Here is a 13204-nt window from a genome sequence, read left to right on the forward strand (position 1 = left end):
GGATCCAACAAGGGGGGCCAAGGGGGGGGGGTTTGGGTTCTGGGAAAGGCCCCCCCTTTGGGTTCCAACCTGACCTTTTGGGTCCCCGGGGGGGGGGGAGGGGGGGAACCCCCCCCCCCCCCCCCCCCCCCCCCGGGACACGGCCTGGACGGACCTGGCCCCGCGGTTGTACCGGCAGGCCACCGCCGCCCAGTGGAATCCGCACACCGCGATTCCCTGGGACACCCCCTTCACCCTGCCCGACGACGTCGAGGGCGCCGTGGTCCAGGTGATGACGTACCTGGTGGAGAACGAGCAGGCCGCCCTGGTGGTGCCCGGGCGGCTGCTCACCCAGGTCCACCCGCACTTCCGTGAGGTGCTGCAACTCCTCGCCGTTCAGGCCGCGGACGAGGCCCGGCACGTGGAGGTCTTCATCCGGCGGGCCCTGCTCAGGGGCGGCCGGATGGGGACGTCCTCGGTGGGTGGCCGAGCCTCGCTGGCGACCTTGCGGAGCGAGCCTGACTTTTCCATCGCCTCCTTTCTGCTCTCCGTCCTCGGGGAGGGCAGCTTCCTGAACCTCCTCGCGTTCCTCGAGCGGCACGCACCCGATCCCGTGACCCGCCGGATCAGCCAACTCGTCCGCCGGGACGAGGCGCGGCACGTCGCTTTCGGCCTGGGCCACCTCGAGCACCGCAGTACCGTCGATCCCCGGCTGAGAGCCCGGCTCCGGGCCGCCGTGGAACGCCGTCACGATCTCCTGGTCCACACTGCCGGACTGAACGAGGACGTGTTCGACGCCCTGGTGATCCTTGCGGCGGGCTGCTGGACACCCGGAGGAATCGAGCGTGGCCGGCGCGCCGTGCAACGGCTGAGGGGCGACATGGACGAAGGACGACGCCACCGGCTGTCACGGCTGGGCTTCCCCGACGACGAAGCGGCGGCCCTCTCGGCACTGCACACCCGCAATTTCATGTAAGACCCACCCCGCCCCGCCGCCCTTGCCGGGCCGGACACGCGCGCGCCGGAGCGCGGTGATGCGCGGCTGCTCCGCGGTCGGGCCGAGCACACCGTTGCCAGAACCACACCCGCTCCGGGCCCGCGAAGCCGCAGCCTGCGCTCCGTCGGTGCACCTTTCATCCGGGCTTGAGGTGTCATGTGCCGGAATGCGGCTACAGGGACAGGGTGCTTACCGTCTCGTTGATCAGGCCGCTGCACCGACCGGTGCTGCCGGCTTCTGTCAGGTGCTGTGCTTAGCCCCCTGCTGGCTGTGCTGGCAGCCGTCGCCAACGCCCTGGCCTCGGCGCTGCAGCGCAAGGCTGCCCGTGAGGAGCCGGAGGAGGAGAACCTGAGCCTTCGCCTGATCCTGCACCTGCTGCACCGTCCGGTGTGGTTCGGCGGGATCGCGTCGGTGATCGCGGGATTCCTGCTGCAGGCTGTCGCCCTGGGCAATGGCCAGCTCTCCGTGGTGCAGCCGATTCTCATCCTGGAGCTGCCCGCGGCGCTGATCTTTTCCGGCTTCTTCTTCGGCAGCCGGCTGGGCCGACGTGAGTGGGGAGCGTCGGCGGTCATGGTGGTGGGCCTGGCCGGGCTGCTCATCACGCTGGGACCGAACAGCGGCACGACGTCGTCTGTGGCCTGGTGGGGGTGGGTGATCGGCTGTGGCGCCAACCTGTCACTGATCGCGGCCGGCGTCCTGTGGGGGCGCCGTACGTCGGGGGCGCGACGAGCCGCGGTCCTGGGTGCGACCACCGGCTGCGCCTTCGGAATGACCGCAGCGCTGATGAAGGGGATGACGGACAGCTTTTCCCACGGCCTGCTCAGCGTGTTCACCAGCTGGCAGCTGTGGGCGATGATCATCGTGGGTGCGGGCGCCATGTTCCTCCTGCAGTCGGCGATGAACGCGGGCAGACTCCTGGCCACGCAGCCCGGCCTGACCATGGCGGACCCGGTGGTGGCCATCCTGTGGGGAGTGCTGATCTTCCATGAGGAGGTCCGCGGCGGCCTGTTCATCCTGCTGGCGGTACTGGCCGCCGCGGCCGTGGCGACAGCGGTGATGGTCCTGTCGCGCTCCCCGCTGCTGAGCGGTGAAGGCGGTGGACGAGAAGACGCCGATGCGTCGGGGCGTGAGGAAGCCGCCGGCTCGGGGCCCCGCGGCGGCGCACCGTGAAGCCGCCCTGGCACTCGACGGTCGGGCACGGCCCAGGAAACGGCTCATCACGGCATGCAGCGAGCCGCACCTCGCGACCCTGCGGGAGATCCACGGCGGGACGACGTCCAGGTGGCGGTCGCCGCCCTCAGCACGGGTCTGGGCTGCTGCCCTCTCGTCCGGGTGTCCGCAGGGCGAGGAGCGCGACGTCGTCGTGGCCGGGCGGGTGGACGCGGCGCAGGAGTTGGTCGATGAAGGACGGCAGCGGTCGGTGGGCGAGGGCGGCCGCGTGTTGGCGCAGCCGGTCCAAGCCCTCGTCAAGGGTGTGGCCGGGTGCTTCGACGAGGCCGTCGGTGTACAGCAGGAGGGTGCAACCCGGGGGCAGGAGGACGGTGGCGTCGGGGCGGGGTGCATGGACTCCGGTGCCGAGCAGCATGCCGTGGCCGTCGGTGAGGTAGTGGGCCAGCCCGTCACGGGTGATCAGGAGCGGCGGGGGGTGGCCCGCGTTGGTCCAGGACAGCTGCCACTGCCCGTCACCGGTCTTGGCCACCCGGGCGATGACGAGGGTGGCCATGGCAACGTCCGTGATCGGCATGATCGCCTCATCCAGGCGTTCGACGATCCGACTGGGGGGTTTCTGCTGGGACCAGGCGTATGCGCGGAGCATGTTGCGCAGCTGGGCCATGCCGGCGGCGGCCTCCAGGTCGTGGCCGACGACGTCGCCGATGGCGAGCGCCGTGGCGCCGTCCGGCAGAGTGAAGGCGTCGTACCAGTCGCCGCCGACCTGTGAGGCGTCGGGGGCCGGCTGGTAGCGGACGGTCATCTGCAGGCCGGGCACGCGCGGCATCTGCGGCAGCAGATGGTTCTGCATGGTCTCGGCGATCTTGCGCTGGCGCTGGTAGAGGCGGGCGTTGTCCAGGGCCAGGCCGGCGCGTCGGGCGATGTCCTCCAGCAGCGGCAGGTCGGCAGCGGTGAAATCGCCCGGGTGGTCGGCGCGGCCGAGGGTCAGGACTCCGAGGACGTCGCGGGTGCTCCGCAGGGGTGCCATGGCCGCGGAGCGAATGCCGGTTGCCTCGAACAGGAGGTGCTGCTCGGCCGTGATGCCGGAATCCGGGGCGCACAGGTAGGTGTCGGGGCCTGCCAGGGCGGGGGCGACACCGCGCAGTGCCTTCGACATCGGCATCAGGGACTCCTCGGGCACTGGCGGCATCGGCCCTTGAAGGTCCTCGTGGCGGACCAGCGTGTTGCCGACAGCCTGGACCACGGCGGTGCGCCACACCTCGTCGTGCTCGACGATCAGGTCGATGATCGCCCAGTCCGCCAGGCGTGGCAGGACCAGGGCCGTCAGCCGGCGCAGCGTCTCCTCGACGTCGAGGGTGGAGGTCAGCTGGGTGGTGGTCTCGGCGAGCAGGGCAAGTCGCTCGAAGTCGGTCAGCGTCCCGGATGCCTCTTCCGGACGCGGTCCGGTCTCCGCTTCGTGCCGGCGAGTGTGGAAGACGACGAGCGTGCCTGCGGGTCGGTCGCCGATGTCGTAGGGCGTCATCATCCAGCAGACGGGCAGCAGGGAGCCGTCACCACGGGCGAAGTACGCGTCGCCGCCCTGTGCCGGTCTCCCCGCGTGGAAAGCTTGCCGCATGGCGCACTGTGTCGCGGGCATCGGCTGGCCCTGCGGCCCGCGGTGCAGAAGGTTGTGGGCGTCCTGCCCCACGAGTTCGTCGACGCGGCGGCCCAGCAGGTCAGGGGTGCGGCTGTTGACGGCGACGATGTAGCCCTGCTCGTCCACGACGTAGGCCGGCGCCCCGATGGCCTCCAGTGCCGCGGTGAGACGAGGGCAGGGCTCTGCCGCGGACTGCTTCTGCCGGGTCTGCGTGCTCTCACGTCCCACCATCTCGGCGCCTTCCTCAGGATCTCGCTCTTTACGCTTGGCACCGCTTCTGCGTGCGTACGGGGTGCCCACGACTTCTACCCGTATGCCCCGCTGTCAGAAGGACCAGCGACCCGGCCGCACCCGTGCAGGTTGCGCATCCGCCGCATGGGCTGGACACCCGTGCGCTCCTTCGGTCGCCGTGCAGAGGCAAGCCTCGGACACGAAGCCCGCTCCGGTGGCATTCGGAGGGTCACGGCGGTGAGACGGCGTGGCCTGCACCGTCTCGCGGCAATGCGTGCTGGTCGGCGACGGCGATGGCCAGTTCCCCGGCGGCCGTCGGATGCAGCGGGGCGCGGTCGGTCGGCCCCTGCACATAGGGCTGGTCGCTGCACAGCCCGTGGCCGGTGAAGTCCGGTCGCACCGTCGTGAAGCCCCGGCTCTTCGCTCCCTTCCGCAGGACGTCGTTCAGCGCCGCCAGCCGGGCGCGCAGCACCTGTGCCTTCTGCGCGGTGAGGCCTTCGTCCCGCAGGCACGAGACGTCGGGGCCGAAGGGGTCGTAGTACTGGTTGATCACGATCTTCGGGTGCTGCGGCAGTTGGTCCAGGCGCGTGAGGAGGGTGCGGTAGTCGAGGGTGAAGCGACCGAGCCGTTTCTGGAAGAACGCGGTCGAGGCCTTGTCGTCGCAGGATGGTGCCCTGGCACAGAGCTTGACCAGGTCTGCCCAGCGCACGTCATTGGCGCCGACGCTGACGAGCACGGCAGTGGCGTGGGTCGCTCGCTGGGCCTCGGCGAGCTGTGGGGGTGCCACACTGTCGCCGAGAATCTGCACTCCGAGGATGCCATCGCGGACGGTGGCCCCGGCGCAGGCAAGGTTCAGCACCTTCCGGTGATCGGCGCGGGCGAGGACGCGGGCGTAGGAGTCGGCGCTGCGGTGGCAGGCCGTGTCGAGGGCGTCCGGGTTCCGGAGGGGCCGATTCCCGGTGCCGGCGGCAGTGGAGTCACCGAGGACCACGACCGTCACGTCGGTCAGCGGCGGTCCCTCGGCCTGCGGGACCGCCGCTGTAGGACTGCGGCCCACCAGGTCGGACAGGGACCGTACATGGCGGAGCGTCCGGGGGGTCCGTGCCGCCAGCAGATAGAAGCCGATGGCGTTGGCGGTGAGGGCCAGGGCGACACCGCAGGCCAGCACGGCGAGCGTGCGGCGCAGGGCCAGGCGGCGCAGTCCCGTCCAGGCCAGCAGCACGAGCACGGTCAGTCCGGCGGCCACCGCCGTCTCCCACAGCCCGTAGACCAGCCATCCGCCTGCCAGTTGGTGTCCCACCGTGAGCTTGAGCTGATGATGGTTGCCGGACCGCAGCAACTGCGCTACTTGATCGCTCTCCGTGATGTGCGTCAGTTTCAGGCGAGGACGTATCGGTCCGGGGAAATCAGCCTTGGTCGGCAGGGACTGGCCGAAGAGATCGAGCTCGCCGGGGCCCGACATGCTCCAGCCGGGTGGGACGGCACCCACCTCGACGGTCTGGCCGGCCACGGACACGGTCTGCAGCGGAGTGAGGCGGACCGCCGGCCATATCGCGCCCAGAGCCAGTGCTGAGAGACCGAGTGCATACAGGACTGCGACGCCTGCCCGGCGCCGGCTCCCGCTCGACCGGCCTCGCAGCCATCTCCTCCGTCTGGTCAACCGCGCCTCCTGCGTACCGCGGATTCGGCTGCCCCTGGGCACGGGAGGACCACGTGCCCACCCTGGCACCCCGCCCGTCCGATCACTTCCGGCGGGTCGGCGCTGACGGGACGGCGGGTTCCCGCATGCGTCCGCCATATCCGCGCCACACCGGTACCACCACGGCTGATGCCCGACACTTGGCGACCCCAGCGCCCAGCAGCTCCGCGGCCAGAGCGGCATCGGCGGGTGACGCAACGGCCGCTCACGAGAGGCGCGGCGGCCGTGCCCGTGAAGCAGCGAGCAGTCGACGGCCGTTTCCACTCGGCCGGCGGGAAGACCGGGCGGACGCTCCACCCGCCGCGAAGGCGCCCGCGGCGGCGAAATCCATCCACGCGGCCGTCCGCCACCGTTTACTGCGCAGCGCCAGGCCGGCCATCGTGGCGGCGTGCAGGGCGTCCGGCACGGCTCCACAGCCGGCCGGTATCACTCCCGCAGCCGTGGCGACCCCCTGTACGAGGTGGCGGCCGCCCAGCACCCGTACCACGGTGTCCGCGGCCGTGCTCGTCGGCGTCCGAGGGCAGCGATGGAGCACGGCGCCGGGAGCCACGGTGAGGATGGTTCCCCATGTGATGCGGACAGCGGATACGACGTCCACGGCGAATCACCTCATCCGGGGCTCTGGGAAGGGGAAGCGGACAGGCCGGCCGGCTCGCTGGGGATGGTGGAGCTCGACGGGACGGTGCGACTGTCCAGGATCTCGGCCGTGGCGGCGTCGATCTGGTACATGTGCCTCGGGCCTCCCTGCACCGTGGCGATGGTGACGGACCACACCGTCCGCCGCTCGCTAGTAGGTGGTCCCGACATGCCTACCTCCCGATCCCCGGTGCCTGTGTCTGTGTCTGTGTCTGTGTCTGTGCACGTACCTGAGTACGCAGGTCCGGGCGGTGGGAAACAGGAAGAACGGCGGACGGCGGACGGGGGACGAGGTCCGGGCATGCTCGTCCCGGGCGCACGAGCGCGGCCCGCTCGGCGCCGGGGCGCCCCGGTGACGCGCGCAACGGCGCCTCGGACTCCTCCCCGAGCCGGGCGACGAAGTCGAGGGCGGCCGTGCCCCGCCGCTCCGGGCGGACCTCTCGACCTCGACAGAGCCTGTTCCAAGCCTTGTCCCATCTATCGAAATTCGATAGATTCCCATCGCGATTCGATGGAAGGGTGGGTCATGGGAAGGCTGACAGTGGGTGCGCTGCGCGCCGTGCTCGTGGTGGTGCTCGCCGGCACCGTGTTCGTACAGGTTTTGATGGTGTGGGCGTTGGCCACCGACCCGGAGGACGGGTCGCTCCCGCTGACGCCGCTGCGGGTGTGCACGATCCTGGGCATGGTGGCGGTCCAGGTCGCCGGGGTCTGCGTAGGGCGGCTGGTGACGATGGTGCGACGCGGAACCGTGTTCTCCCACGCCGCCTTCCGCTACGTGGACGGGGTGATCGGCGCGATCGTGGCGGCCGCCCTCACGTGGTTCGCGATCACGGCCCTCAACGCACCCGGCCAGCGGGCCGACCCCGGCGTCACCCTCATCATGGCCGGCATCGGCGTGGCCATCCTGGGAGTCGCGCTCATCGTGCTCCTGCTGCGGATGCTGCTCGCCCAAGCCGTCGCACGCGACGCCGAAGCGGCGCACATGCAGGCCGAGTTGAACGAGGTGATCTGATGCCGATCGCCGTCGACATCGACGTGATGCTGGCCAAGCGGAAGATGTCCGTGGGCGAACTCGCCGACCGCATCGGAATCACACCCGCCAACCTGGCCGTACTCAAGAACGGCCGCGCCAAGGCAGTGCGCTTCACCACGCTCGCCGCACTCTGCGAGGTACTCACATGCCAACCGGGCGACCTGCTGCGTTGGGAACCCGAGAGCGCCGCAGCGGACGACCTCCAGGAGAGCGAATGCGAAAACACCGGCCCGTGACACGGCGCGTTGCGCCGGTAGGGTGGTCCGGTGGATGCGGGGGCAGAGAACGAGATGGTTGCCGTCCCACCGGGGCGGGTGACGCTGTCGGACCGACGGACGCAGAGGAGCTGGACGGTCGAGGTCGCACCGTTCCGGATGGCAGCCGTGCCGGTCACCCAGTTGCTGTACGCACAGGTCACCGGTCGGCAGCCAAGCACTGCCCGCGGCGAGCGGCTGCCGGTTGAGGGCGTTTCATGGTGGGACGCCGTCCGGTTCTGCAACGCGTTGTCCCGCCGTGAGGGGCTGACGCCCGCCTATCACCTCCATGCCGGCGGTGCCGGTGATGAGGCAGTCGAATGGAACGCCTCTGCCGACGGGTACCGGCTGCCGACCGAGGCCGAGTGGGAGCACGCATGCCGCGCGGGCACCACCGGCCCTCGTCATGGCCGGCTTGACGAGATCGCTTGGTACGAGGGCAACTCGGACGGGCACATCCGTCCCGTGGGCATCAAGCAGCCCAACGACTGGGGCCTGCACGACATGCTGGGGAATGTGTGGGACTGGTGCTGGGACATCTACGACGCCGAGGTGTATGGCACCTACCGCGTACTCCGCGGCGGCGGATGGGCCGACGAGCACTGGAGCTGCCGGGCCTCCGTGCGCCGTCGCAGCCACCCGACCTTCCGTATCGACGACGTCGGATTCCGCATCGCGCGCACACCGGCGTTGCGGGCCTGAGGGTGGAACCGGCTAGGACGACGGCTGCCACTCCCGCCTGAGCAGCCCGTAGACCCACGAGTCGGAGACGTCGCCGTTGACGACGCAGTCCTCCCGCAACGTCCCCTCACGCACGAAGCCGAGCTTCTCCAGCACGCGGGCAGAAGCCACATTGCGCGTATCGGCCTCGGCCTGGACGCGATTCAGGTCCAGCGTGTCGAACGCCCACCCGAGCAGAGCGCGCGCGGCCTCGGTGGCGTAGCCGTGGCCCCACGCCGCATCGTCGTAGCAGTAGCCGAGCGACGCGCTGCGGAAGTCCGGATTCCAACGGTTCAGGGTGCACCAGCCGATGAACGCCCCGTCGGAGACACGATCCACGGCCCACCGTACCCCGGTGCCCTCCTGTTCCATCCGCCGGCAAGCAGCGATGAACTGCTCGGCGCGCGAGCGTTCGTTCCAGGGTGGCGAGTCCCAGTACCGAAGGATGTGGGCGCTGCTGTGCAGTGTGAAGAGGTCGTTCGCATCCGCGTCCTCGAAGGCACGCAGTCGAAGACGAGGCGTGCGCAACGAGGGTGTGGGCAGCGACGGCCTCATGTTCCCTCCCCGGTCGGTGGCCGACCCATCAGACCTCCGACGCGAGTCACTCGCAATGGTTTTTCTCAGCGGCGCCACGCGCGAGGCGGCGGCCGACATGGTGTCGGCCGCCGCCCGGCGGAGAGGATGTCATGTTCAGGAGGTGTGGAACGCGACCTCGCGTCAGCGGAGCGCGCTGCCCGCGACCCACTGGTTCCACGGCATGTTCCAGTCACTGAGGCCGTTGTCGGGGGCCAGCATCGTCTTGTCCTGGGAGTTCTTGACGATGACCACGTCGCCGATCATCGAGTTGTCGAAGAACCACGCGGCGGGCTGAGTGCCGTCGCCGCCGCCCTGGACGTCCTTCAGGCCCACGCAGCCGTGGCTGGTGTTGGCGTTGCCGAAGACCGAGTCGGCACCCCAGAAGTTGCCGTGGATGAACGTGCCCGAGTCGGTCAGGCGCATGGCGTGCGGCACGGCCTCGATGTTGTACGCGGGCTTGCCGTCCTTCTCCGTGAGATTGACGCTCGCGCCGTTCATGCGGATGTGCCGGAACTTCTCGGAGATGACCATCTGACCGTTGTACGTCGGATGCTCGGGGCTGCCGGACGAGATCGGGATGGTCTTGAGGATCTTGCCGTCCCGTACCACGGTCATCTGCTTCGTCTCGGCGTCGACCGTGCTGATCTGGCTCCGGCCGATCTTGAACGAAACCGTCTTCTGGACGCCGTGGAGGTTCAGCCTGACGGTGACCGTCGAGCCGGGCTTCCAGTAGTTCTCGGGGCGGAAGTCCAGACGGCCGGCGTTGAACCAGTGACCGACGACCCGCTGGCCGCTGCTGGAGCTGACCTGGATCTCCGACTCCACAGCGGCCTTGTTCCTGATCGCCGTGCCGAAGTTGACCGTCACCGGCATGCCCACGCCCACGGTCGACCCGTTCTCGGGCGAGAGGTGCCCGATGAAGTCGTTGGCCGGGGAGACCGTGGTGATCGTCGCATTCTCGGTGGCGGAGCGGCCCTGGGCATCCTCACCCTCTGCGGCGATCTGGTACTTGGTGGCCCGCTCCAGCGGGCCGTCCGGCTGCCAGGACGTGCCGTCCGCGGAGAAGGTACCCGGAATCTCGGCACCGGTCGCGACGGCGGTCATGGTCACCTTGGTGAGCTTGCCGTTGCTGACGGTGACCGCGACGGGATCGTTGATCGCGACGTTGTGGGCGCCTGGCCGGGGCGTGATCTGTATTCGGGCGTCGGAAGCGTCCTGGGTGGCCGTGCGATCCGCCGGAGCCTGCGTTGCCGAGGGGCTTGCCGTGCCATTGCCGCCGGTGGCGGCATTGCTGGTACCGGCGAGGGCCGTAACTGCGAGCACGCCGCCGAGTACGCCGGCCGAAGCCGCCAGCTTGGTGCGTCGTTTACGCGCCGTAATCAAACGCTTCTCCCTGCCCTTGGTGCCGGAATCTGTGGAGCTGTTGCCTGAGCAGTGCAGCTACCCCTTGAATCACTTATACGCACCGATCGGCCGGAAATGGACAAATTGTGGTGAAGGCCACCTGCTGTCGAGGGACCGGACCGTCGCCTGATCCGGCACTGCGACGCCGAGCGGGACGGCCGGTGGAGCTACTGGTGTTCGACCACGACGCGGGTCTGCCACCCCGCACCCGATCCGCCGCTTCAAGGATGAACGATGTTCTTCGACGAGGCCCGCCTTCAGGGGACGATGTCGTAGGTGTACAGGGCGGAGCTGTCCAGTGTCGTCCGGGGAGTGGCACCCGCGCCCAACGGTGAGATCAGGGGGTCGTCGATCCGGTGGCCCAGCAGGTCCGCCGGTTCCGACATCGTGGGCAGGTAGGTTCGCCCGTGACGGTTCATCCAGCCTTCCCACAGCCGGTCCACGTTGGCGTGATGCAGGAAGAAGACCGGATCGTTCGGTGACGAGGCCGGCGCCATGTCTCCACCGATCCACCGGTGCACCTGATTGTGGAGCCCCGTTCCGGTGAAGCCCTCGAGCCGGCTGCGGAACCCGCGCGAGTTGAAGAGCCAGGGAGCGAAGTCGTAGGTGGCGAGGTCCGGGTCGCCGAACGGTGCCGGCAGCGTGTTGAAGGCGGCCCCGACGTCGAGGGCGTTGGGGAGTGTGGGGGAATCGCTTCCGAAAGAGCGGCGCAAGCCCCTGTCCGTCTGGCGGAGGGTGACGCTCGGGCCCACTTCCAGCCGGACCCGGAAACTGTTCGCGTCGCCGGCGTTGAAGGCGAACGGCCCGTCGGACACCGGATTGCCCTGCCCGCCCATGAAGTCCGGCTTCCAGATCAGCGCGGTCTCCGGGGCGGGCAGCGATCCGTCGATCGACCAGTCCCAATACGGAAGTCCGAAGCCGGAGTCGTTCAGGACGCGTTGGAGGTGCGCCTCCAGGAGGGTCAGCATGAACCGGTGCCACGGCAGGAAGACCGGTCCCCGGTGCGCCGCGTTGCGGATGTTGGAATCCCCGGTCGGGGGGACGGGCGCCATCATCGCCATGAAGTGCCAGATGACAAAGAGGTCATAGGTCCGTACGGGCGCGGGCGGACCGGGAATACCGAATGCGGTGGTCTTGAGCGTCGAGTCCTCCCGCTTGAGGCGCCGGACACCTTCGATGTAGGCGTCCCGAGCGGCAGGAGCGGTGAGGATGTTCTTGCGTACGACGGCCATGTCAGACGCTCCCCTCATGGTGGTGCGGGTGGTGATCCGGGTGGCCTCCGTTGTCGCCGCCGCCACGGCTGCCGCCGCCCGCGAAGTCGTCGGGGAAGTTCTCGATCAGCGCCCGGATGGTGTCCAGCGCGGACAGGAACTCGTAGGTGGGCAGGGCGTGACAGTGGACGTGGCCGTCGTTCGACACCGTGAGAGGAGCGGTGAGCGGCGCACCGTCCACCGTGACCTCGTAGGTCGTCTTGATGACGATGTGGTGCCCCTGGAACTCGTCCTGACGGGTGCTGGTCAGGGGGCCGTGATGATGCGGATGCTGGGGCAACTCCGCCAGGTAGTTTCCCAGGGTAGGGGGATCGGCAGCCGCAGCTAGTTCCTCGGGAGTCACGGGAGTCCTTCCTGAGCAGCAGACGTTCGGGGCCGGCGGTGCGCGGATTTCTCTGCGAGTCTCCGAGCGTCCCGGGCCGGCCGCACGTCGAGTACGGCAAACAGGTGTTCCATGCGCGCACCGCAGCCGGCGGCCGCTGCCACAGTCACGTGTCGTGGACAGGCAGTACGGTTCCGCCTGATCTTGGGGGCGTCAGTCGAGGTTGTTGCCCCAGAGAGACTTGTCGTCGGCCCTCACGCTGGACACGCCGCCGTAGGTTCCCCCGTCGGCGGTGACGAGCGGGGCGGAGAGCTGGTCTTCGAGTAGACCGGGACGGACCCGCAGGATGGTGCTGTCGTGGTCGGTCTTGCCGGGCTTGAACGTCTTCCCGTCGATCGCGGCCTTCAGGTAGTACAGGGCGTACTTGGCGTAGAGATCGGCCGGCTGGGAGACCGTGGCGTCGATCTTGCCGGCGGCGATGTCCCTGAGTTCCTGGGGGATGCCGTCGTTGGAGACGACGTACACGTGCTTCTTGTCCTTCGGGCCGACCAGCAGACCCTCCTTTTTGAGCGTCTGCCGGGTGCCGGCGAGCGCCAAGCTGGACTGCAGGTAGATGCCCTTGACGTCCGGATGGGCGGTCAGGTCCGTCTGCAGCTTCTGTGCGGCAATGGCGCCGTCCCAGTAGGTGGCCTCACCGAACACCCTGATGCCGGGGTAGTGCTTCTTCATGCAGTCGTTGAAGCCCTCGGTGCGGTCGCGGCCGTTGATCGAGGCCAGGTCGCCCTCCAGCATCACGACCTTGCCCTTGCCGCCGAGCTTGGTGCCCAGGTACTGGCACGCCTTCTCACCGAAGGCCCGGTTGTCGGCCCGCACCACTATGAAGACCTTGCCGCTGTCGGGGCGGGTGTCCACCGTGACGACCGGGATCTTCTTCGCCTCGAGCTCCGTCAGCGTCGGAGCGATGGTGGCGGTGTCCTGCGGCGCCATCGCGATTCCCTGGACGCCCTGGCTGATGAACGCCTGCACATTGGCGATGAGCTGCGCGGTGTCGTTCTGCGAGTGGCTGCTCTTGAGATCCAGTCCGTACTCCTTGTTGTACTGCGGGGTGTACTTGATGTACGCCTTCCAGAAGTCGGTGTCGGAGCGCGGGTAGTCGACTCCGACCAGCGACGTGGCGCCGGTACCTACACCACCGCAGGCACTGAGCAGCGTGAGGGCCGACACTGCAGAGACCATGGAGCAGAGGACGGTGGTGAATTTCATCGCAGGCTTTTCC

General features: G+C 69.1%; 12 protein-coding genes. 5 read left to right on the plus strand and 7 right to left on the minus strand.

Annotated elements, in window-relative coordinates:
• Positions 1-166 precede the first annotated feature (166 nt).
• Together ACZ404_RS08325 and ACZ404_RS08330 are read left to right on the plus strand one after the other, a co-directional pair.
• Positions 167-955, plus strand: a complete 789-nt coding sequence (locus ACZ404_RS08325) for a ferritin-like domain-containing protein (RefSeq protein WP_468437219.1) — start codon at positions 167-169, stop codon at positions 953-955.
• 270 nt (positions 956-1225) lie between these two features.
• Positions 1226-2146 (plus strand): DMT family transporter, encoded by a 921-nt coding sequence (locus ACZ404_RS08330; RefSeq protein WP_468437221.1) that lies wholly within the window; start codon positions 1226-1228, stop codon positions 2144-2146.
• A 127-nt stretch (positions 2147-2273) separates the two neighbouring features.
• Here the strand turns inward: ACZ404_RS08330 and ACZ404_RS08335 are convergent, their stop codons facing one another.
• Both ACZ404_RS08335 and ACZ404_RS08340 read right to left on the minus strand, forming a co-directional pair.
• The gene (locus ACZ404_RS08335; RefSeq protein WP_468437223.1) at positions 2274-4013 is read right to left on the minus strand and encodes a SpoIIE family protein phosphatase; all 1740 of its coding nucleotides are present in this window, start codon (positions 4011-4013) and stop codon (positions 2274-2276) included.
• A 229-nt stretch (positions 4014-4242) separates the two neighbouring features.
• Positions 4243-5529 carry an SGNH/GDSL hydrolase family protein gene (locus ACZ404_RS08340; protein ID WP_468437225.1) on the minus strand — a complete coding sequence of 429 codons (1287 nt, stop codon included), beginning with the start codon at positions 5527-5529 and terminating at the stop codon, positions 4243-4245.
• Between the two features lie 1345 nt (positions 5530-6874).
• Between ACZ404_RS08340 and ACZ404_RS08345 the strand changes: the two genes are divergently transcribed.
• The 3 genes from ACZ404_RS08345 to ACZ404_RS08355 are packed head-to-tail and all read left to right on the plus strand — an operon-like array spanning position 6875 to position 8337.
• Positions 6875-7360: a DUF2975 domain-containing protein gene (locus tag ACZ404_RS08345; RefSeq protein ID WP_468437227.1), complete on the plus strand. Its 486-nt coding sequence runs from the start codon at positions 6875-6877 to the stop codon at positions 7358-7360.
• Positions 7360-7617 (plus strand): helix-turn-helix domain-containing protein, encoded by a 258-nt coding sequence (locus tag ACZ404_RS08350; RefSeq protein WP_468437229.1) that lies wholly within the window; start codon positions 7360-7362, stop codon positions 7615-7617. The genes ACZ404_RS08345 and ACZ404_RS08350 overlap by 1 nt, the downstream gene beginning before the upstream one ends.
• Before the next feature lie 54 nt (positions 7618-7671).
• Positions 7672-8337 carry a formylglycine-generating enzyme family protein gene (locus ACZ404_RS08355; protein ID WP_468438124.1) on the plus strand — a complete coding sequence of 222 codons (666 nt, stop codon included), beginning with the start codon at positions 7672-7674 and terminating at the stop codon, positions 8335-8337.
• A 12-nt stretch (positions 8338-8349) separates the two neighbouring features.
• Here ACZ404_RS08355 and ACZ404_RS08360 read toward each other — a convergent pair whose 3' ends face one another.
• The 5 genes from ACZ404_RS08360 to ACZ404_RS08380 form a co-directional block, all read right to left on the minus strand.
• Positions 8350-8910, minus strand: a complete 561-nt coding sequence (locus tag ACZ404_RS08360; RefSeq protein ID WP_468437231.1) for a GNAT family N-acetyltransferase — start codon at positions 8908-8910, stop codon at positions 8350-8352.
• A gap of 162 nt (positions 8911-9072) precedes the next feature.
• A complete protein-coding gene (locus ACZ404_RS08365; RefSeq protein ID WP_468437233.1) occupies positions 9073-10314 on the minus strand; it encodes a L,D-transpeptidase in 1242 nt (413 codons plus the stop codon).
• Positions 10315-10592: 278 nt separating this feature from the next.
• Positions 10593-11567 carry a tyrosinase family protein gene (locus tag ACZ404_RS08370; RefSeq protein ID WP_468437235.1) on the minus strand — a complete coding sequence of 325 codons (975 nt, stop codon included), beginning with the start codon at positions 11565-11567 and terminating at the stop codon, positions 10593-10595.
• A 1-nt stretch (position 11568) separates the two neighbouring features.
• Complete coding sequence (locus ACZ404_RS08375) at positions 11569-11886, minus strand: hypothetical protein (protein WP_468437237.1); 318 nt, start codon at positions 11884-11886, stop codon at positions 11569-11571.
• Positions 11887-12141: 255 nt separating this feature from the next.
• Positions 12142-13191: a sugar ABC transporter substrate-binding protein gene (locus ACZ404_RS08380; protein ID WP_468437239.1), complete on the minus strand. Its 1050-nt coding sequence runs from the start codon at positions 13189-13191 to the stop codon at positions 12142-12144.
• Positions 13192-13204: the final 13 nt, after the last annotated feature.

This window comes from Streptomyces sp. NPDC030798, assembly GCF_055572275.1.